This is a genomic window from Flavicella sp. IMCC45537 (genome assembly GCF_057197705.1).
This window is the reverse complement of the sequence record NZ_CM170067.1, coordinates 1,843,062-1,864,705: the sequence shown is the minus strand read 5'-3', so window position 1 is coordinate 1,864,705 and position 21,644 is coordinate 1,843,062. Positions and strand designations below refer to the sequence as shown.

The window sequence follows — 21,644 nt, the reverse complement described above, 5'->3', positions numbered from 1 at the left end:
TATGGCTGAACATTCTGATTTTCCTGAAAAAGTTTTTGTCTCACTTGAGGATTTACTCAAAATGGAACCTATTGCCCGTGGTTTTAGTTTTTTGGCTAGAAAGCAAAAAGTAAAAAGTGTGTTAGGAGGTAAACATGCGTCTAGATTGCGAGGTAGAGGGTTAGATTTTGAAGAAGTTAGAAATTATGTACCTGGTGATGATATTAGAAATATTGATTGGAAAGTAACAGCAAGAACACAGACGACTCATCTTAGAGTTTTTACAGAAGAGAAAGAGAAGCCGGCTTTGATAATAGTAGATCAAACAAAATCTATGTTCTTTGGTAGTGTAAATAAAACAAAATCTACTGTTGCAGCAGAATTAGCCGCTATGGCGGCGTTTAGAGTTTCTAAAGAAGGAGATCGAGTGGGAGGAGTTGTCTTTGGTGATAATGGTGTCGATGCTGTTTTGCCAAAAAGGAATAGGAAAAACATGTTATTTTTTTTCGATAAACTGATAAAAAGAAATCATGAATTGAAAAACTCGAAACAATTTGATTTTGAGGCTGGATTAGAAGAGGTTTTTCAAAAAGTTCGGAATATAATAACTCATGATTTTTTAGTTTTTATTGTGAGTGATTTTCATCGGTATTCGGAAAAAGTAATAAAAGAAATTTCATATATAGCTGCCCATAATGATGTAGTTCTTGCTAAAGTGTATGACCCTTTGGAAAGAAATTCAATTCCAAGTAAATACGTTGGTGGTAATGGACAGAAGCAATTATCTATCGATGGTAATGATAGAAAGTTGGTTAAAAATTTTCAAGATGGTTTTGATGCTGATTATATGAAATTTGAGAAGCAGATGAAAAAGCATAGAATTCCATTGTTTAAAATTAATACAGTAGAGGACGTGAGCGATCAAATTCAGAATGTTTTTAATGGGAATTGAATTAATACATATTGTCTTGACTCCGGTAATGCAGGATAAGGAAGTGTTTGAAGATCTCGGCCCATTGCTAGAGCCAAATCCAGTTGCCTTTTCCTTTGATACCCTTGGTTGGAAAATTAGTTTTGGTTTCTTCTTGTTCAGCTTGTTGATTTGGTCTGCTTTTGTTCTGAGAAACTTTGTGAGAAATAAATATAGGCGTATGGCATTAAATGTACTTGCTAGTGGACTTAATATTTCATCGGATGATAATATCAAGAAGGTGAATTTTGCAAATACAATCTTAAAAAAAATAGCGATAGAAGTTTATGGAAGGCCTACAGTAGCTGGAATGTCTGGATCTAGTTGGTTGGCTTTTTTAGATTCAAAATGTGGATCTTCAAATATTAGTGAATTAGAATCTATTTTTAATAGTGCAAGTTTTAATTTAAAAGAAATATCAGATGTTGAATTGGATTTGGTGTTGAATCAGACAAAAAAATGGATAAAACATCATGCCAGATAATTTTGAAATTATACATATATGGGTCTTATTTTTAATACCATTGCCTTTGGTGTTTTTTATATTTCCTGCCTTAAAGATAAAAAGTGCTTCTTTGTTAGTGCCTAATCTGGCTAAATCTGCTATTTATACAAAGCAAGAACCCACAAAATCTTCTTTTATAAACAAAAAATCTTTCTTTGAGATTTTCGTTCTTTGTGTGATTTGGACATTATTGTTAGCAAGCCTTTCTTCTCCTCAGTTGGTTGGTAAAGCGGAATTAAAAGCAAAGAATTCTAGAAATTTTTTAATTGTAGCTGATTTGTCTTTTAGTATGGCACAAAAGGATTGGAAGATAGATAATAAACCGGTGACTCGTTGGGAAGCAGTGACAGATGTAATGAATGAGTTTATTGAAAAACGAGAAGGAGATCGTATGGGATTGGTATTATTTGGTTCTAATGCATACGTACAAGCACCATTTACTCCGGATTTAGTTACTGTAAAAATGATGTTGGATGAAGCTGCTGTTGGGTTGGCTGGACAGACAACTTCTATTGGTAAAGCGATTATGAAAGGAGTTGATTTGTTTGACAAAGACACGATAAAAACAAAGGTAATGCTTTTGTTGACTGATGGGGTTGATGCAGGGATTGGCGTGCTGCCTTTAGATGCTGCTGATATTGCTAAAAGGGATTCAATTTTGATCTATACCATAGGGATAGGTGATCCTAATACTGGTAATTCTGATTTAGATGAGAAAACACTAGAAGAAATTTCTGAAATCACCGGGGCTCAATATTTTAGAGCCATAAATACCGAACGATTGAATTCTATATACGAGGAATTAGATCGATTGGAACCGATTGAATATGAAGAGGAAACGTATCGTCCAAGAACGTTATTATACCATTATCCCTTGGGAGTAGCATTGCTGCTGTTTACTATATATAGTTTGATTACTGGGGTTATTTCTTTATTTAAGAAAAGAATTAAAAAAGAAACCAATGGATGAAATGATAGATAAATTTGTTTTAGAGGATTTCCATTTGTTAAGGCCGTCGTTATTATGGTTATTTATTCCTTTGGGAATTATTGTAATTCTTTTTCTTTTATCAAGAGAGGAAGAAATTAAATGGAAAAAACAGATCTCGAAACATTTGAGACCTTTTATGATAGAAAAGGGAAATCAGACAAAAGTGTTAGTATGGAAAATAGTAATGTACTTTACTTTTGTTCTTGCGGTATTTGGACTCTCTGGGCCGACTTGGTCGAAAATTGAAATACCGGGTAAAAGGTTGGAAACTCCGGTTGTTGTGGTTTTAGATTTGTCTCAAAGTATGATGGCAACGGATATTCAACCAAATAGGTTAGAAAGAGCCAAGTTTAAAATTATGGATTTGTTAAAAGCGAAACCTGGGGCTAGGGTTGCGCTTGTCGGTTTTTCTGGAACGGCTCATGTGATTCTTCCTTTGACAAATGATTATTCATTGATAGATTCACATATCAACCAATTAAGTCCGAATGTAATGCCATATTACGGTAGTGATTTAAAAGCGGGAATTGAAAAGGCTATTGCGCTTACCAATGTGACAGATGCTCCGGCAACGGTGATTGTTTTTTCTGATGATTTTGATGAAACTGACTTTGATTATCTGAGTATATTGGGCCAATCTACAAAGTCTGCTTTTGAAATCTTTCCTGTAAATACGGTTACAGGTTCTTCCATCCCTTTTGGTAGATATAACAGGGAAATGAAAGATGACAAAGGGCAGGTAGTAATTTCAAGTTTGAATGAAAACGTGTTACAGAAATTAAATTCTCTTGAGCATGTTCGTGTGAATTATTTGACATTAGATAATAGCGATGTTGAGCGTGTTTCTAAAACCATTCATAAGCATTTAGTTTTTACTGATAAGGCAGAAGAGAAGGAAGATGACTGGGAAGATCAAGGATTGTTGTTTATAGTTCCGTTTGCAATTATTATATTATTTTACTTTCGTAAGGGAATGGTATTGTTTTTTATCCTTACAGTATTCAATTCTTGCTCTGATGATCAAAAAATTAAAGATTTATGGTTGACAAAGGACTATCAAGGTCAATTAGAACTGAATAAGGAGAATTTTGAACAGGCGGGGGCATTATTCCAAGATCCTTTGAGAAAAGGAGTTGGATATTATAAAGCAGGTAATTATGATGAAGCAATCCGTGCTTTTTCAAAGGATACAACTGCACAAGGAATGTATAATCTAGGCTTGTCGTATTACAAAAACGGTGACTACGCAGCTGCTGCTTTGGCGTTTGGAAAAACAATCGAAATTGACTCAACGATAAACATGGCTCGTCATAATTTAACAATCGCTCAACATTTGTCGGGAGGTACCAGTGAAACACCAGAAGATGCTACTTTAGACTCTGAGAATAAAGAACGAGCTCAAAATGAACAAAATAAAAGTCCGGAGGATTTAAGTGGAGGAGGGCAGGAAGCTACAGAAAAAGATATGCAGAAAAAGCGTCTAGAAGAAACAACGAATACGGATATTAGAAAGGGGAAAGAGTTGGATGAATTGCCAGATGATTTTGAGTTAGGGAAGCCAAGTGAGAGTCCAAAAATTATGATGCAAAAAGTAGATGATGACCCTTCCTTGTTTTTAAAACGAAAATTTAGACATCAGGTTAAAAAAGAGGGATTGAAACCGAACGGAAAAATGGATAGATGGTAATAGAAAAAAGAAAATATGTACTGTTGATTTTTTTATGCTGTACCTTTTTGCTTCAAGCTCAAAGGCATCTTAGAACGGAAGTTAGTTTTAACAAAAGAGCTGTTTATGTTGGAGAACCCATGGAAGTAAGTGTAACGGTTTATTCTTCTACTTGGTTTACAGAAGGAGTTGATCCAGGAAATATTAAAATCAACGGAGCATATACTGTTTATTTTAGGTCTTTAAGCACTTCAAAAAAGTTTGGGAATAAATTATATTCAGGAGTGACTTTGTTTTTTAATGTTTTTCCCTACAACGAAGAGAATGTTGAATTTCCATCCTTGGAGTTTGTAGTTGAAACTCCAGATGAGGGAAATTATATAGGCATAAAACGTAAAGTTAAAACACGATCGAGAGAGATTGTGGTAAAACCAATTCCCCCTGGAGTAAATAAAAATTCTTGGTTGGTTTCCCCATCAGTCAGGGTTTATAATTCTTGGAAAGGCGATCTAACTAAGGTGAAAGTAGGAGATGTTTTGGAAAGAAATATTACGATTAAAGCCGAAGGAACTATTTCAGAATTTATTCCGAAAGTTACATTTGATACCTTGCAAAATGTAAGTTTATATCCTAAAAGATCCTATTTGAAAAATAATAAGACAAAAACAGCGATCAGTGCGGAGCGAGTTGATGGTACGAGATATTTATTTGAAAAAGAAGGGGTGTACACAATTCCGGAAATTGTGGTGTATCATTGGAACCCAAGATATAGTAAATTATATAAGAAAGTATTAAAAGAATTAACCATTGAGGTAGTAGAAAATCCTGATTTGGGGATGCTTGAAAGTGTTAGGGAATCATTGGAAGCATCGATAGAAGAGCAGGTTCCTGATGAGAAAGAGTTATTAATATTGGGCTATACGATAAAAGAATTCTTAGCAAGGCTAGCACTTGTTATTTTGATGATAGTTATTGGGGTTAAAATTAGTAGAAAAATTGTAAAAAGGGTACAATTAAAAAAAGTGGCTTATCAGAAATCTGAAGCTTTCTTTTTTCATAGGTTTATAAAAGCCAAGGATTATACAGCAAAGCAAAAGAATATTTATAAATGGTTAGATCAATTAGCTCTGAAGGAACCAAGCATACATTATTTTATTTCCCAATACGGTACTAAAATTTTGATGGAAAAGTATCAACAGAATAAAATTTCAAATCATAATTTTTCTGAAATTTTAGCCTTAAAGACAGAGTGGAAAAAATCAAGAAAAAAATATATTGCTTTAAAAAAAGAAAACATCAATACTAACTCTAATTGGGTAAATCCTTAGATTTGTCAAAGTACTTATCAATTGCTCATGAACTATCCCTTTCAAAAAAACATAACCCATTTATTGCTTCTTTTCATTGTTATAATGACTTCTTGTAAAAGTGATAAAAAAGATGCTTACACAGAAGTAAAGTATGATTACAAGAATTCAAAATTTGTAGGATCAGAAAGTTGTAAAGAATGTCATGCAGCATCTTTTAATAAATGGAAAGGATCACATCATGATATGGCAATGAAAGTTGCGGATTCTGCTTCAGTTAAGGGAGATTTTAATGATGCAGTTTTTATACATAAGGGTGTCAAGTCTTCTTTTTATAAAAAAGGAAAAGATTTTTACGTTACAACAGCTAATAAACAAGGGAAACCAGAGGAATACAAAATAGTATATACGTTTGGTGTAACTCCGTTACAGCAGTATATTGTAGTCTTTCCCAATGGAGCATATCAATGTTTATTAACGGCATGGGACACGGAAAAACAACGATGGTTTCATTTACAAAAAGATGTTAATTTAGCACACGACGAATGGTTGAATTGGACGGGAGGTGCTTCAAATTGGAATACAATGTGTGCGGATTGTCATTCTACAGATTTGAAGAAGAACTATGATTCTAAGACCGGACATTACAAAACTACTTTCAGTGAAATTAATGTAAGTTGTGAAGCCTGTCATGGCCCTGCTTCAGGTCATGTAGCGCATTATAAAAACCCAATTGCAGGTAAAGCAGCGCCCACACTGTACATGGAGTCAAATATGAATTCAAAGGAATTGGTTGACAAATGTGCAAGATGCCATTCTAGAAGAACTCAAATCACAGATTATTTTAATTATGATGGTGCGTTTTTAGATCATTATATCCCTAGGTTATTAGAAGCACCTACCTATGAATTAGATGGTCAGATAAAAGATGAGGATTATGTGTATTCTTCTTTTGTACAAAGTAAAATGTACCATAATGGTGTTTCTTGTAAAGATTGTCATGATGTGCACTCGTTGAAGCTTAAAAAAGAAGGAAATGCTCTTTGTTTAAATTGTCATACATCAAAATATGACTCTCCTGAACACCATCATCATAAAATGAATACCAAGGAGGCTGAATGTATTAGTTGTCACATGGATGGTAAAGTGTATATGGGAAATGATTTTAGAAGAGATCATAGTTTTAGAATCCCTAGACCAGATCAATCAGCTAAGTATGGTACTCCAAATTCCTGTGTAACTTGCCATAAAAATAAAACCAATGAATGGGCGGCAAATGCTATTGTAAAGAACTATGGATCGGAAAGAGCGGATCATTTTTCTGATTATTTATTAAAAGGCTCTCAAGGAGATAAAGCGGCTTTATTAAAATTGTTGGGGAGTGATAAATATCCAGACATTGCGGTAGCTACTTCTATGTCGCATTTGATTAACCAAAGAGCCTCTAAGGCGGAAGTTGCAAAGATTGCTTTAAAGTTGGATGACGCTTCAGCCTTGCTGCGAAGAGAGGCAATTGTTTCTATTCAAAAAACAAGAGATGCGTCGTATGCAAACAGAATTAAACCTTTGTTGAATGATTCAATACGTTCCGTTAGAATGGCTGCTGTAAGTTATTTTATAGCTTTAAAAATTGATGTTTCTGATGATGTAAATTATAAAATAGCTCATAAAGAGTTTTTGAATTTTCTTGATCTTAATTCTGATTTTGCGAGTGGTCAATTGCAGATTGCTGAATATTTACAATCAAAAGGGGAGACTGATTTAGCCATTGAAGCTTATCTGAAAGCAATTGAAATTGATTCTTATTATAATGTAGCTAGAATGAATTTGGCGCTCTTGTATTATCAGAAGAAAGAGATTAAAAAAAGCATAGAATTGTATACAAAAGTTATTGAGCTAGAACCAGAATTTGGGTATTCTTATTATATGTTAGGTTTGTTGTATAGCGAGTTGAAGAAACCTGAAAAGGCTCTTTATCATTTGAAATATGCAATGGATAAGGATCCTAGCAACTTGAATGCTTATTATAATTATGCATTGCTACTGCAGCAAGAGGGGAGATTGCAAGAAGCTTTATCTGTTTTAAATATGGCAGTAAAAAGATTCCCAAAAAATGAAAAGTTGTTGTATGCCAAACTTATTGTAGAATTAAATTCTAACGCTTCGGAGCAGGCATTTAATACTTGTTTGTTGTTATTGGAAATAGCTCCCAATAATCCAAACTATAATCAAATCATGCAGCAATTACCTTCTAAATCATAGAATGATATGTAAATTGTTGCTGATGTTTATTATTACGCTTATATTTAGTCTGTTATAAATTAACTAACACCGATCAGGTGATTTTTGACTTAATATTAAAAACCGTAATACTTAATTTAATAATTGAACTATGAAAAAAAGCAATTTTTTTAAATCTATTGCAATTGCAGCTACAGCATTTGCATTTGGTTTTAGTACAAATGCACAAAAGAAACCTAACATTCTTGTAATTTGGGGGGATGATGTAGGATGGGGAAATATTAGTGCTTACAATCATGGTATGATGGGGTACAAAACCCCTAATATTGACAGGATAGCAAATGAAGGTGCTATGTTTACGGATTGGTATGCACAGCAATCATGTACAGCTGGTAGAGCAGCATTTATTTTAGGGCAACATCCTTTTAGAACAGGTTTGTTAACTATTGGTATGCCGGGCTCCACCCAAGGAATAAAAGATAACCAACCAACTATAGCAGAATTATTAAAAACACAAGGCTATACGTCAGGTCAGTTTGGTAAAAACCATTTAGGAGATAGAGATGAGCACCTGCCAACAAACCATGGATTTGATGAGTTTAATGGTAATTTATATCACTTAAATGCAGAAGAAGAACCAGAAACATATTATTATCCTAAAGACCCTGAGTTTCATAAGAAATTTGGTCCAAGAGGCGTAATTCATGCTACATCTGATGGTAAAATAAAAGATACAGGACCCTTGACAAGAAAACGTATGGAAACTGCCGATGATGAGTTTACTGCCGCGGCGATTAAGTTTATTGAGAAAGCACATGCTAATAAGCAACCATTCTTTGTTTGGTTGAGTGCTACGCGAATGCATGTTTGGACACATATGAAAGAGGAAAGTATCGGTGTTACCGGAATTGGTTTGTATCCTGATGGTATGGTAGAACACGATAAAACGATTGGTGTAGTTTTAGACAAACTAGAAGAATTAGGAATTATTGATAATACTTTAATTATGTATTCTACTGATAATGGAGCTGAAAAATTTACTTGGCCTGATGGAGGAACAACTCCGTTCAAAGGAGAAAAAGGTACTACTTGGGAAGGTGGTTTTCGAGTTCCTTGTGCAATACGCTGGCCTGGAGTGATAAAACCTGGTACAGTTGAAAACAGTATTTTTTCACATGAAGATATGATGCCTACCATTTTAGCAGCAGCAGGAGTTCCTGATGTGAAAGAAAAATTATTGAAAGGTTATAAAGCAAACGATAAAAAGTTTAATGTTCATTTAGATGGATATAATATGATGCCTTATTTAAAAGGAGATGTTAAGGAAAATCCGAGAAAAGAAATTTTTTACTTCGACGCTGGAGGGAATCTAAACGCCCTAAGATATGGAAACTGGAAATTGCATTTCTCAACAATGGAAGGTGCTATTAATACAGCTTATAGAAAAACACCTTCTTGGCCGTTAGTAGTGAATTTACGAGCAGATCCGTATGAAGTTTCGACAGATTCTGCTCTATACATCCGATGGATGGCTGATAATATGTGGTTGTTTGTCCCAGCACAGGCTTATATTGGAAAGTTTTTAGAAACATTTAAAAAATATCCACCGGTTCAAGGAGGTTCCTTGGGAATAGATAAGGTTGTTCAATCCTTGAATACACCACCAAGAAACTAAAACACCAATGGTTTCAAAAAAGCTTGTACTATAATTTAGTACAAGCTTTTTTTATGCTTACATAATTCTTATCTTAGAGGTAAACATTTGTTAAGGGGAGCATGGCCATTTGTTTGTAATTTAGTTTCGAGAGTTTTTTATACAATAAATAATTTTGAAGACTTTTAATTATTTGAAAATCAATTATTAATTAAATATGTTATTATGAAAATGAAAAAAAAGGATTTGTTTAAATCCATTGTTTCAGCCGTTGCTATGGTGGCAATTGGAATTGCTGCACAAGCACAAAAGAAACCCAATATTTTGGTGATATGGGGAGATGATATAGGACAATCTAATATCAGTGCTTATACCAAAGGTATGATGGGGTATACAACTCCGAACATTGATAGAATTGCAAATGAAGGATTGATTTTCACAGATTATTATGCAGAGCAAAGTTGTACTGCTGGTAGATCTTCATTTATAATGGGACAAAGTGTTTTTAGAACAGGTTTAAGTAAAGTTGGTTTACCTGGGGCCAAAGAAGGAATTTCTTCTGAAGATCCTACAATTGCAGAATTGTTAAAACCATTAGGGTATGCTACAGGTCAGTTTGGGAAAAACCATTTAGGAGATAGAGATGAGCACTTACCAACAAATCATGGATTCGATGAGTTTCTTGGGAATCTTTATCACTTAAATGCTGAGGAAGAGCCAGAATTACCAGATTATCCAGACCCAAAGAAATATCCTAATTTCAGAAAGAAATATGGACCAAGAGGTGTGATTAGCAGTTCTTCTGATGGAAAAATAAAGGATACGGGGCCATTGACTAAAAAGAGAATGGAGACAATTGATGATGAGACTGTAGCGGCTGCCAAAGCTTTTATTACAAAAACAGTACAATCAGGGAAACCATTCTTTGTTTGGTGGAATGGAACAAGAATGCACTTTAGAACACATGTTAAAGAGGAGCATAAAGGTATTTCTGGACAAAATGAGTACGGAGATGGAATGGTAGAGCATGACATGCATGTTGGAGAGTTGTTGAAGTTGTTAGATGATTTAGGAGTTGCAGATAATACAATTGTAACTTATGGTACTGATAATGGACCTCATAAAAACTCTTGGCCAGATGCTGCAGCAAGTCCGTTTAGAGGTGAAAAAAATACCAATTGGGAAGGTGGTTGGAGAGTACCAGCAATGGTACGTTGGCCTAAGAAAATAGAAGCAGGTTCTATTTCTAATGATATATTTTCTGGAATGGATTGGCTTCCTACATTTTTAGCCGCTGCTGGAGATAAAAACGTAAAGAAAAAATTATTAAAAGGGTATAAAGTAGGAGATAAAACATTCAAAGTTCATTTAGATGGATACAATATGTTACCACTTTTAACTGGGAAATCTAAGGAGAACCCACGTCATGAGTTATTCTATTTTTCTGATGATGGTGACTTAACAGCACTTCGTTATGATGACTGGAAGTTTATTTTTATGGAGCAAAGAATGGCAGGTACTTTAGGAGTGTGGGCAAATCCGTTTACTCCTTTACGTGTACCATTGATTTTTAACTTACGTAGAGATCCTTATGAAGAGGCGACAATCACTTCAAATACTTACTATGATTGGTTATTAGATCACGTATTCTTACTTGTTCCAAGTCAGGAAATTGTAGGTGAGTTTTTATCTACTTTTGAGGAGTATCCTCCAAGGATGAAAGCAGCAAGTTTTAGTTTGGATAAAGTTTTAGATCAACTATCTACACCGCATCAAAATTAAAAGGGTGCTTTAAAAATTAAAAAGTCCAATAGAATTAGATTTCTATTGGACTTTTTTTTATCATGATTTTGACGCACCGTAAATCATGGTAGTTGATGTTGAAAAATATTATTTGCGTGTATAACTTACAAAACTATAAGCGTATTTGTTTTTTTCGTCAGGTTTAAAAGTTTCTCTTTTTGTTTCTTTCCATACAGATGTATCTATTTTTGGGAAAAAAACGTCTGCATCAAATGTATGGTGAACTTCAGTGATATCTAACTGGTCTACAAGTTTTATAGCCTCATTGTATATTTGGGCACCACCTATAATAAAAGGACTAGAGTCTGATTTGGCAACCTCTAAAGCCGCTGAAATTGAATTAACGATAATACACCCTTCGGCTTTGTAATTCTTGTTTCTTGTAATGATTACAGTAGTTCTATTTGGAAGTGGTTTTCCAATGGATTCATAGGTGTTTCTACCCATAATGATATGATGGCCTGTAGTGGTTTTTCTAAAACGAATTAAATCTGCAGGTAAGTGCCAGATTAAATCATTGTTTTTTCCAAGAGCATTGTTTTCTGCAATTGCAGCAATTATTGTTGTCATTTTTCAGTTGATTTTCTAATCGACCAATTTAGTGAGGTTTATAGATACTTGCAAGTAAAAACCATAATTAGCTTTATCTATAAAAATCTCAAAAGAAACTAGAGATTATGTAGCTGAAGTATTGATATTCTAGTTTATTTCGGGTTCGTGTGATTCTGGTATAAATAATCTTGACTTGGTTTTTTATGCTGATAACGATCCGATTTAGTCTAGTGGGTAGGTTTATCATTTTTCGGGTGATATAATATGTTTCTTTTATGAAAATAGGAAAGTTGTTTTATTTAGGATTTTGCAAATTGGAATTTGAGGAAAGGGACAAAAAATCATATGAATATTTTTATTCGACCATGAAGCTAATTGGTAGTGAAAAAATTGATTTGTATGGCTTTCCTTGTCTAAGAGCAGAGTGGTTGAATTTAGGTATTAGTTTAATTATTCTTTTTGTTTCCTCTTCCAATTCGCTGTGTTTAGCATCTGAATATAGAAACTTAAAAGTACCATTTTCTTGTATTTGTAACGTTGATAAAAAACGATGTTTACCAGGTTTCAGGTTTAGTTTTTCAAGTTTAGTACTTTTGAAATTTTGAGCTATGGATTCGTGAATAGTTTGCTCACTGCAATGCTTTCTATCACGAGTGGTTAGTTCTTTTTCACATCCAAGGATCGTTGGGTTCTGATGAATAATAACAATAGGATTTGGATTGATAATGGTTTTTTTATTTTTATAACATAGAATATTTAGGGAGGCTTAGTCAATATTATGATTATCAATTAATTTGAGTATATCAATGGGGGCATTTTTAATCAATTTATTAATCCTATAGGATAAAAAGATATCTCTGCTGTTATTATGTGGGTTGTATATCTTTCCATTATTGTCAATATCAAATGTGACCCTTAAATTTGGCTGAAAATACGATAGTTCTGCTTCCCGTATGTCTTTAGTTGTTAAGTGACTTTTTAAGTATGAAAGTAAGTCTTGGTTTTCTGCTATAGAATCTGTTAGTTTAGAGTTGTATTTATAAGTTTTAGGATAAAATTTTTCATCAAAAGAAATTGAAAAATGCTGGGTGGAAGTTTTATATGACGCGTTTAAAGTTGCTGGTTTAATTTTTAAAGGAAATGATTTTAAGATTTTTTCTTTTTCTTCAAAAATTATTTGGTCTTCATTCGAACTCGGTATGATTTTTAAATTACCGATTTCATCAATAATATATTTTACGTTAAGCTGAGTATACTTGCGATTGTTAAATAAATTAAAATTAAAATTATCGAAAAAATGTTCCTTGACTTTTTCATTGGTACATGTAAGTTTATCAAAGTATAAGATTTCTTGGCTGTAATCGCCACAAATAGGGCTTGTTAATTCAATAGGTTTGGTGCTACAATTAAAGAAAATCATATCAGATTTTTTTGAAATTAGTTGCATACCATAATAACAATCTGGTTTTAGGTCATAGAATGATTCCTTTGTGAAACGATGAAAAAGTAGTTTATAAATTTCATTATTCAATTCGGAATATTTGGCTGAAAGATTTACTGAATAGATTTTCTTATGATTATTTACATAAAATTTAGCAGTTATGACTGTACTGTTTTTGTAAAATTTGGCTTTTTGTAATAATGTATCAGCAATATTTTTTTTGAAATATTGGGAAATTACATTTGTAGAATCAGGTTTGGATAAGTATTGGTAATCTGTAAAGCTTATCTTTTGAGCGTTTAAGATTGGAAATGAAAATAGAATGATAAATCCGAAAATATATTTGGTCATAGCTAGTTTTTTTGAGTCAATAAAAATAGCAGAATATCTCGTTGCTAAAAAGCAGAAAGCCTTGTTGTTAGTTTTTGTCTATATGTTTTAATCTAGTAGCATAAACTTTATTAGTGTTCCAGTGTAAAAGGAGTTTTAATCAAGTTGCTTATTGGTTACGCAAAAGATAATCTTAAAAAAAAATGAACCCATAGGGTTCATTTTTGTATTGTTTCTTAAAAGATACTAAACTGATACAGCTCCTCTAATTAAAGGATGAGGATCATAGCCTTCTAATGTAAAATCTTCAAAAGTGAAATCAAAAATAGATTTTATATTAGGATTGATTTTCATAGTTGGTAAAGGTCTTGGGTCTCTTGACAATTGTTCTTCAATTTGATCAAAATGATTGGTGTAAATATGTGCATCACCAAAAGTATGAATAAACTCACCCGCTTCTAATCCAACAACCTGTGCAATCATCATTGTCAATAATGCATATGATGCAATGTTAAAAGGTACGCCTAAAAAGATGTCAGCACTTCTTTGATAAAGTTGGCAAGATAGTTTTCCATCCGCTACATAAAACTGGAAAAAAGCATGACATGGTGGTAAGGCTGCTTTGTTGTTTGCTACATTTTCAGAAAAAGATACCGTGGTATCTGGCAACACACTTGGATTCCAAGCAGAAACCAACATACGTCTGCTGTTAGGATTTGTTTTAAGTGTTTCAATGACTTCTTGAATTTGATCAATTTCTTCACTGTTCCAACTTCTCCATTGATGACCGTATACAGGACCTAAGTCTCCATTTTCATCTGCCCAAGCATCCCAAATTTTTACACCATTTTCTTTAAGGTAGTTGATGTTGGTATCTCCTTTTAGAAACCATAAAAGTTCGTGGATGATAGATTTTAAATGCAGCTTTTTAGTAGTAACCATTGGAAATCCTTCCGTTAAGTCAAAACGCATTTGGTAACCAAATACACTTTTAGTTCCGGTACCTGTTCTATCTCCTTTGAATACGCCGTTTTCTTGTACGTGTTTTACTAAGTCTAAATACTGCTTCATCTTCTTTATTTTAATCTTGTTTGTTCAAAAATTTAAAACAAGCTTTACAAAAATAACAAAAGCATATTTTTAAAAAAGGACTTAGGTTTTTATTTTTAGAAAAGTAATTAACAGTTTAACAGTGCTAAAAAAAAATGATTTAGCGTTTGCTAATTTCATCTCTTAAATGTGCAGCAGTTTCATAGTCCTCTTGCTCAATAGCTATTTGAAGTTGATTGTTTAACTCTTGAAGCGACATACGCTTTAATGGGTCTTCATCTTCTGTTGTTGAAGTTTCTGTTAACAATTCATTCATGTCAAGTTCACTAGTGTCACTTACAATATCCTCTGCTTCTAATTTTAAAAAGATACCTGCTTTTTCAAGAATAGTCTCATAGGTGTATATGGGCGCATTAAATCTTGTAGCTAAAGCTATGGCATCAGATGTTCTTGCATCAATAATTTCCTCTGCTCCGTCTTTTTCACAAACAAGACTAGAGAAGAAAACTCCGTCTACAAGCTTATGAATGATCACCTGAAGTACTTTTATTTGAAACCTTTCTGAAAATGTTTTGAAAAGATCATGAGTTAAAGGTCTTGGAGGTTTGATTTCTTTTTCAAGTGCGATTGCAATTGATTGTGCTTCAAATGCCCCAATAATTATTGGGAGTGTTCTGTTTCCTTTAATTTCTGTCAAAACTAATGCATATGCCCCGCTTTGAGTTTGACTGTATGAAATCCCTTTAATGTCTAGTTGTACTAAACTCATATCTTTTTCTAGTTGTAGTGTAAAAAAAGACTGTTTATAAGATCGAGTTAAGTTCGAATTAGTATAAACAGTCTTATATGGTCTCAATTTAGTGAAAAATGTTAGTTTTTCGACTTAAATTCTTTTAGTTTTTCAATAAGTTGTGGAACAACTTCAAACGCATCACCAACAATTCCGTAATCTGCTGCCTTAAAAAATGGTGCTTCAGGGTCTGTGTTGATAACTACTTTTACTTTTGATGCATTCACACCTGCTAAGTGTTGAATGGCACCGGAAATTCCTATTGCGATGTATAAATTTGAAGCAACAGGTTTTCCTGTTTGTCCAACATGTTCACCATGTGGTCTCCAACCAAGGTCAGAAACAGGTTTAGAACATGCGGTAGCAGCACCTAAAACATCAGCAAGATCTTCGATCAAATTCCAGTTTTCAGGGCCTTTCAAACCTCTACCACCAGAAACAACTACATCTGCATCTGCAATAGAAACTTTTCCCGCACTTTTATTGATGCTAGTTGAGTTTACTCCTGATGTAATAATTTCAGGTGAAAAATCTTCTTCTTCGGCTGTTGTTGGATTTTCAATAAGTCCAATAGAGTTTTTAGCAAGTCCTAATACTTTAATCGCACTTGAAATTTCAGTATGGTTAAAAGCTTTGTTAGAAAAAGCCTTTCTTTTTATAGTAAAAGGGGCGGTAGCACTAGGCTCTGCAATTACGTTAGAAGCATATCCGGCTTCTAATTTTGCAGCAACAATAGGAGCTAAATACAAGCCGTTTGAACTAGAATCAATGATAACGACTTCTGCATTTTCTTTTGTGGCAGCTTGCTCAATAATAGAAGCAGTAATTTTGGCGTTAAAAGAAACTAATTCACTATTAGATACTTTGATAATTTTATCTGCTCCGTAGCTAGCTACTTCTGAAGCATTATCTGCATTGATGGTCAGCGCTACTAATTGAGTTCCTAATTGAGTAGCTACTTTTTTTCCATAAGAAACAACCTCAAATGCAATTTTTTTAAATTTTCCTTCCGATGATTCGGCAAAAACTAATACAGACATATACTATGTGTTATTAAGTTAACGTATTTTTTTTAGTTATCTCTAATTAGATAACTTTAGCTTCGTTATGTAAAAGATCAATTAATTCATCAATGGCTCCAGCATCTACCATTTTACAAGCTCCTTTTTCTTCAGGTTTGTCAAATTTAACAGCTTTAGTAAGTGCTTCGGCATTGTTGCTTGGAACTATAGCTAATGGTTTTTTACGAGCCATCATAATTCCTCTCATATTAGGGATTCTCAGATCTTTTTCTTCTACGAGTCCTTTTTGACCTGCAACGACTAAAGGTAATGAACTAGACAAACTTTCTGTCCCTCCATCAATTTCTTTTGTTGCTGTTGCATTAGAACCTTCAATTTCTAAACCAACACAAGCGTTTATAAAATTATAATCGATTAATGCAGCTAAAATTCCAGGTACCATGGCTCCATTGTAATCGATAGATTCTCTTCCCATAAGGATCAAATCATAACTATTACCTTTCACCACCTCCGCAAGTTGTTTGGCAACGGCAAAACCATCTGTAGCTTCTGCATCAATTCTAATCGCATCATCAGCTCCTATAGCCAAAGATTTTCTTAAAGAAGGCTCTGTAGAAGCATCACCTACAGTAATCACTGTTACACTAGCTCCTTGCTTTTCTTTAAACCACATAGCACGAGCTAATGAAAATTCGTCGTATGGGTTGATAACGTATTGTACACCATTTGTGTCAAATTCAGCACCATCTGCTGAGAAATTTATTTTGGAAGTCGTATCCGGAACATGACTTATACACACTAATATTTTCATAGTTATAAGGACTTGTAATGTTATTTAATAAGTAATGCGAAGGTACTTAAAATTTTAGTAAAATGTAATTTTAATAAGGAAGAGTATCTATTTTTATCAATACAATAATTAAAGTAATCTCAGCATTTTTGGCTTTGGATTTTTTGGTTTTTCATAAATATAACACTTTTATTTTATTGATAATTTAAAAAATATTCCGATAACATATTTTTTTTAGTGAAAGAATAATATGATTTCTTGAAAATATTTTTTTTTTGAGAACTAATTAACAATTATGAACTGAAAATCCTTATTTTTGCTGTCTCATAAAGATGACTACAATGAAAACAATACAATTTAGAGAAGCGATTTGCGAAGCGATGAGCGAAGAAATGCGTTTGGACGAAAGCGTGTACTTGATTGGTGAAGAGGTTGCCGAATATAATGGAGCATATAAAGCTTCAAAAGGAATGTTAGATGAATTTGGAGAAAAAAGAGTAATAGATGCACCGATTGCCGAGTTAGGTTTTGGTGGTATTGCTGTTGGATCTACTATGACAGGTAACAGACCAATTGTTGAATACATGACATTCAACTTTGCTTTGGTAGGTATCGACCAGATAATTAACAATGCAGCTAAAATTCGTCAAATGTCAGGTGGACAATTTCCTTGTCCGATTGTATTTAGAGGTCCTACTGCATCTGCAGGTCAATTAGGAGCTACGCATTCACAAGCATTTGAAAACTGGTTTGCAAATACACCAGGTTTGAAGGTTGTTGTACCATCTAACCCTTATGACGCAAAAGGTTTATTGAAAGCTTCAATTCGTGATAATGATCCTGTAATCTTTATGGAGTCAGAGCAAATGTATGGTGATAAAGGTGAAGTGCCAGAAGGTGAGTACATTATTCCTTTAGGTGTTGCTGATACGAAAAGAGAAGGTACTGATGTAACGATTGTGTCTTTTGGTAAAATTATCAAAGAGGCATACAAAGCTGCTGATGAATTGGCAAAAGAAGGGATTTCTTGCGAGATTATCGACTTGAGAACAATTCGTCCTTTAGATATTGATGCTATTATCGAGTCTGTTAAGAAAACAAATAGATTAGTTATATTGGAAGAGGCTTGGCCTTATGGTAATATTTCTACTGAGATTACTTACCAAGTGCAAGAGAAGGCATTTAACTATTTAGATGCTCCGATCAAGAGAATTAATACTGCTGATACACCAGCTCCTTATTCTCCTGTTTTATTGGCAGAATGGTTGCCAGATTATACAGATGTAATTAAAGAAGTAAAAGAAGTTTTATACGTGAAGTAAAAACTTTAATAGTTTAAGAATAAGCCTTTTTTCGATTTTGAAAAAAGGCTTATTTTTTGATTTAAAGATTAGATGTAAAATGATAGCTTTATTGCTGTTAATTTTACATTTAAAACAGTAAGAAAACGTTGGAGTAAATTTTTGTCTATTTGATTTGCAGAATACTTAATTTGTCTATTTTTACGGAAAATTAGTAAGCAATCAAATAAAATCAAACTATGAGTGTAAATTCACCAAAAACTTTCGATGTCTTAATAGAGATCCCAAAAGGGAGTAGAAACAAATATGAATATGACTTCGATTTGCATAAAATCCGTTTCGATAGAATGTTATTTTCTTCTATGATGTATCCAGGAGATTATGGATTCGTACCTGAAACATTAGCATTGGATAGTGATCCTTTAGATGTTTTAGTATTAGGACATCAGCCTACCTATCCAATGGTTGTAATGGAGGTTCGTCCAATTGGTGTTTTCTATATGACAGATGAAAAAGGACCGGATGAGAAAATTATTTGTGTTCCTGTTTCAGATCCTATTTGGAGTAATAAGGAAGATATTTCTGATTTAAATCCTCATAGATTAAAAGAAATTGAGCATTTCTTTAAAGTTTACAAAGACTTAGAAAAGAAAAAAGTAGATACAGGCGGTTGGGGTAATGCTGAAGCTGCTATTCAGATCTACGAAGAATGTGTAGAACGCTATGAGAATAGTGAAGATAAAAAGAAAGGAAACTTTACAATTTAATGTGATTTTTCTCATAAAATGAAAACACCGTGTTTATTAATTTAGACACGGTGTTTTTTTTGTCTATTATATTTCCCTATTTTAGAAACAACTAAACCAAAAATTAATATTTAAATCAAAATTTATTACATGATGGAATTAATCGTAAATTATTTACCTCTGTTCGGGGTATTGGCTTTAGCCTTTGTGTTCTTGAAAAACACATGGGTTTCAAAACAAGATGAAGGAAGTGAAAAAATGGCACAAATTGCACGGAATATTGCAGATGGTGCCATGTCTTTTTTAAAGGCAGAATACAAAATGCTCTCGATCTTCGTTTTGACTGTTGCAGTATTACTTTATTTTAAAGGGAGTTCAGAAGCAGATTCCAATGGAATGGTAGCCGTGTCCTTTATCGTTGGTGCTATTTGTTCGGCTTTAGCTGGTTTTATAGGTATGAGAGTAGCAACTAAAGCCAATGTTAGAACAACACAAGCAGCAAGAACTTCATTAGGAAAGGCTCTTGAGGTTGCTTTTGCAGGAGGGGCTGTAATGGGACTTGGAGTTGTTGGACTTGGAGTATTAGGCTTAAGTGGTTTGTTTATGGTGTATAGTGCTCAAGGATGGGGACTGAATGAAGTCTTAAACGTACTTTCAGGATTTTCTTTAGGAGCATCTTCTATTGCGTTATTTGCGCGTGTGGGTGGAGGTATATATACAAAGGCAGCTGATGTTGGTGCGGATTTAGTAGGGAAGGTAGAAGCAGGGATTCCTGAAGATCATCCTTTAAATCCAGCTACAATTGCAGATAATGTAGGTGATAATGTAGGTGATGTTGCTGGTATGGGAGCAGATTTATTTGAATCTTATGTAGGTTCTATTATTGGTACAATGGTTCTAGGAGCTTTTATTGTAACGCCTGACTTCAATGGTCTTGGTGCGGTGTATTTACCACTTGTATTAGCTGCAGTAGGAATTGTAATGTCAATTATAGGTACGTTTTTTGTGAAAGTTAAAGATGGAGGGTCTCCTCATGCTGCATTAAATATTGGAGAATTTGGTTCTGCAGGTTTGATGGTGGTAGCTTCTTATTTTATTATCAATAGTTTGTTGCCAGAAAGTATTTCCGGATTGCCTTTTGGGGCGATGGGAGTCTTTTGGGCTACCATTGCTGGATTAGTGGCTGGATTGGCTGTTGGAAAAGTAACGGAATATTATACGGGAACTGGGTTTAAACCTGTGAATTCAATTATCACTCAATCAGAAACAGGATCTGCAACGAATATTATAGCAGGTTTAGGGGTAGGAATGATGTCAACTGCTGTGCCGATTATATTGATTGCGGCTGCTATTATTGTGTCTCATTATTTTGCAGGACTTTATGGTATTGCTATTGCGGCAGTAGGGATGCTTGCAAATACGGGAATTCAATTGGCTGTGGATGCTTATGGGCCTATTTCTGATAATGCCGGTGGTATTGCGGAAATGGCAGAGTTGCCAAGTGAAGTAAGAGAAAGAACAGATAAGTTAGATGCAGTAGGGAATACTACAGCGGCAATTGGGAAAGGGTTTGCAATTGCTTCTGCAGCGTTAACGGCTTTAGCTTTGTTTGCTGCTTATATGAAAACTGCAAATGTAGTTGCGATTGACGTTTCCAGACCACTTATCATGGCAGGTTTATTAATAGGAGGTATGTTGCCGTTTGTTTTTTCTGCGTTGTCTATGAATGCAGTAGGTAGAGCTGCGATGGCAATGATTGAAGAGGTGAGACGTCAATTTAGAGACATTCCTGCTTTGAAAGCTGCTTTGGAGATTATGAGGAAATATGATTCTGATATGTCAAAAGCATCAGATGAGGATAGAGCTATTTTTGATGCTGCGGATGGTGTGGCAGAATATGATAAATGTGTGGACATCTCTACAAAGGCTTCTTTGAAAGAAATGGTATTGCCAGGAGTTTTAGCTATTGTGGTTCCGGTTGCGATTGGATTTATAGGTGGTCCTGAAATGCTAGGAGGTTTGTTAGCAGGTGTGACTACTTGTGGTGTATTGATGGCGATTTTTCAATCCAATGCTGGAGGTGCTTGGGATAATGCTAAAAAAACGATTGAGGAACAAGGAAGAAAAGGTACAGATGCTCACAAAGCTGCTGTAGTTGGAGATACAGTTGGAGATCCCTTCAAAGATACTTCTGGTCCGTCTTTAAATATTTTATTAAAACTGATGTCTGTAGTAGCCTTGGTAATTGCTCCTAGTATTGCGAATGATACTGCAGTAGCAGATTATATTAAAAAGAAAGAAGCTGAAAAACCAGCTATTGAATTGGTTATTCCTTCAGAAATTACTTCTGAAGAAGTCTTAGAGGAAAAAGAAGTAATTCAAACAGTTTCTTTTATGTACGAAATAGAAAAAACAGTTCAAATAATTACATCAGTGAAAGATGAATCTGACTGTTAATTCCATGATTTAATATATGAAAAAAGGGATCTCAATTGAGGTTCCTTTT

The 21,644-nt window shown here is 34.0% G+C and carries 17 protein-coding genes; 11 read left to right on the top strand and 6 right to left on the bottom strand.

The features are described from left to right. Window position 1: 1 nt before the first annotated feature. The 8 genes from AC2DGP_RS07795 (at window position 2) to AC2DGP_RS07760 (ending at window position 11,095) form a co-directional block, all read left to right on the top strand. Entirely contained in the window at window positions 2-931 is a 930-nt protein-coding gene (locus AC2DGP_RS07795) for a DUF58 domain-containing protein (protein WP_484492438.1), read from the top strand. Then, a complete protein-coding gene (locus tag AC2DGP_RS07790; protein WP_484492437.1) occupies window positions 921-1,433 on the top strand; it encodes a DUF4381 domain-containing protein in 513 nt (170 codons plus the stop codon). Before AC2DGP_RS07795 ends, AC2DGP_RS07790 begins: the two co-directional genes overlap by 11 nt. Then, window positions 1,423-2,424, top strand: coding sequence for a VWA domain-containing protein (locus AC2DGP_RS07785; RefSeq protein ID WP_484492436.1), 1,002 nt, complete (start codon window positions 1,423-1,425; stop codon window positions 2,422-2,424). The genes AC2DGP_RS07790 and AC2DGP_RS07785 overlap by 11 nt, the downstream gene beginning before the upstream one ends. Continuing rightward, entirely contained in the window at window positions 2,417-4,132 is a 1,716-nt protein-coding gene (locus AC2DGP_RS07780) for a VWA domain-containing protein (protein ID WP_484492435.1), read from the top strand. The genes AC2DGP_RS07785 and AC2DGP_RS07780 overlap by 8 nt, the downstream gene beginning before the upstream one ends. Beyond that, entirely contained in the window at window positions 4,126-5,439 is a 1,314-nt protein-coding gene (locus AC2DGP_RS07775; protein ID WP_484492434.1) for a BatD family protein, read from the top strand. Before AC2DGP_RS07780 ends, AC2DGP_RS07775 begins: the two co-directional genes overlap by 7 nt. 84 nt (window positions 5,440-5,523) lie before the next feature. Then, window positions 5,524-7,680: a tetratricopeptide repeat protein gene (locus AC2DGP_RS07770; RefSeq protein WP_484492433.1), complete on the top strand. Its 2,157-nt coding sequence runs from the start codon at window positions 5,524-5,526 to the stop codon at window positions 7,678-7,680. Window positions 7,681-7,810: 130 nt separating this feature from the next. Further along, window positions 7,811-9,334: an arylsulfatase gene (locus tag AC2DGP_RS07765; RefSeq protein WP_484492432.1), complete on the top strand. Its 1,524-nt coding sequence runs from the start codon at window positions 7,811-7,813 to the stop codon at window positions 9,332-9,334. Between the two features lie 204 nt (window positions 9,335-9,538). Next, entirely contained in the window at window positions 9,539-11,095 is a 1,557-nt protein-coding gene (locus AC2DGP_RS07760) for an arylsulfatase (RefSeq protein WP_484492431.1), read from the top strand. 108 nt (window positions 11,096-11,203) lie between these two features. On the opposite strand, the gene AC2DGP_RS07755 is transcribed toward AC2DGP_RS07760, so the two are convergent. The 6 genes from AC2DGP_RS07755 to AC2DGP_RS07730 all read right to left on the bottom strand — a co-directional run bounded on the left by AC2DGP_RS07755 (window position 11,204) and on the right by AC2DGP_RS07730 (window position 17,112). Beyond that, window positions 11,204-11,686 carry a dihydrofolate reductase gene (locus AC2DGP_RS07755; protein WP_484492430.1) on the bottom strand — a complete coding sequence of 161 codons (483 nt, stop codon included), beginning with the start codon at window positions 11,684-11,686 and terminating at the stop codon, window positions 11,204-11,206. A 748-nt stretch (window positions 11,687-12,434) separates the two neighbouring features. Continuing rightward, window positions 12,435-13,460 (bottom strand): hypothetical protein, encoded by a 1,026-nt coding sequence (locus AC2DGP_RS07750; RefSeq protein WP_484492429.1) that lies wholly within the window; start codon window positions 13,458-13,460, stop codon window positions 12,435-12,437. Between the two features lie 225 nt (window positions 13,461-13,685). Further along, window positions 13,686-14,510: a thymidylate synthase gene (locus AC2DGP_RS07745; protein WP_484492428.1), complete on the bottom strand. Its 825-nt coding sequence runs from the start codon at window positions 14,508-14,510 to the stop codon at window positions 13,686-13,688. 139 nt (window positions 14,511-14,649) lie between these two features. Further along, on the bottom strand, window positions 14,650-15,258 hold the full coding sequence (locus AC2DGP_RS07740) for a bifunctional nuclease family protein (RefSeq protein WP_484492427.1): 609 nt from the start codon (window positions 15,256-15,258) through the stop codon (window positions 14,650-14,652). A 101-nt stretch (window positions 15,259-15,359) separates the two neighbouring features. Further along, on the bottom strand, window positions 15,360-16,319 hold the full coding sequence (locus tag AC2DGP_RS07735) for an electron transfer flavoprotein subunit alpha/FixB family protein (RefSeq protein ID WP_484492426.1): 960 nt from the start codon (window positions 16,317-16,319) through the stop codon (window positions 15,360-15,362). 46 nt (window positions 16,320-16,365) lie between these two features. Next, entirely contained in the window at window positions 16,366-17,112 is a 747-nt protein-coding gene (locus tag AC2DGP_RS07730; RefSeq protein WP_484492425.1) for an electron transfer flavoprotein subunit beta/FixA family protein, read from the bottom strand. A gap of 320 nt (window positions 17,113-17,432) precedes the next feature. Between AC2DGP_RS07730 and AC2DGP_RS07725 the strand changes: the two genes are divergently transcribed. From AC2DGP_RS07725 to AC2DGP_RS07715, 3 genes are all read left to right on the top strand, one after another. After that, entirely contained in the window at window positions 17,433-18,413 is a 981-nt protein-coding gene (locus AC2DGP_RS07725) for a pyruvate dehydrogenase complex E1 component subunit beta (protein WP_484492424.1), read from the top strand. 218 nt (window positions 18,414-18,631) lie between these two features. Then, window positions 18,632-19,159, top strand: a complete 528-nt coding sequence (locus AC2DGP_RS07720) for an inorganic diphosphatase (protein ID WP_484492423.1) — start codon at window positions 18,632-18,634, stop codon at window positions 19,157-19,159. Between the two features lie 132 nt (window positions 19,160-19,291). Further along, a complete protein-coding gene (locus AC2DGP_RS07715) occupies window positions 19,292-21,595 on the top strand; it encodes a sodium-translocating pyrophosphatase (protein WP_484492489.1) in 2,304 nt (767 codons plus the stop codon). The last annotated feature ends 49 nt before the right edge of the window (window positions 21,596-21,644 follow it).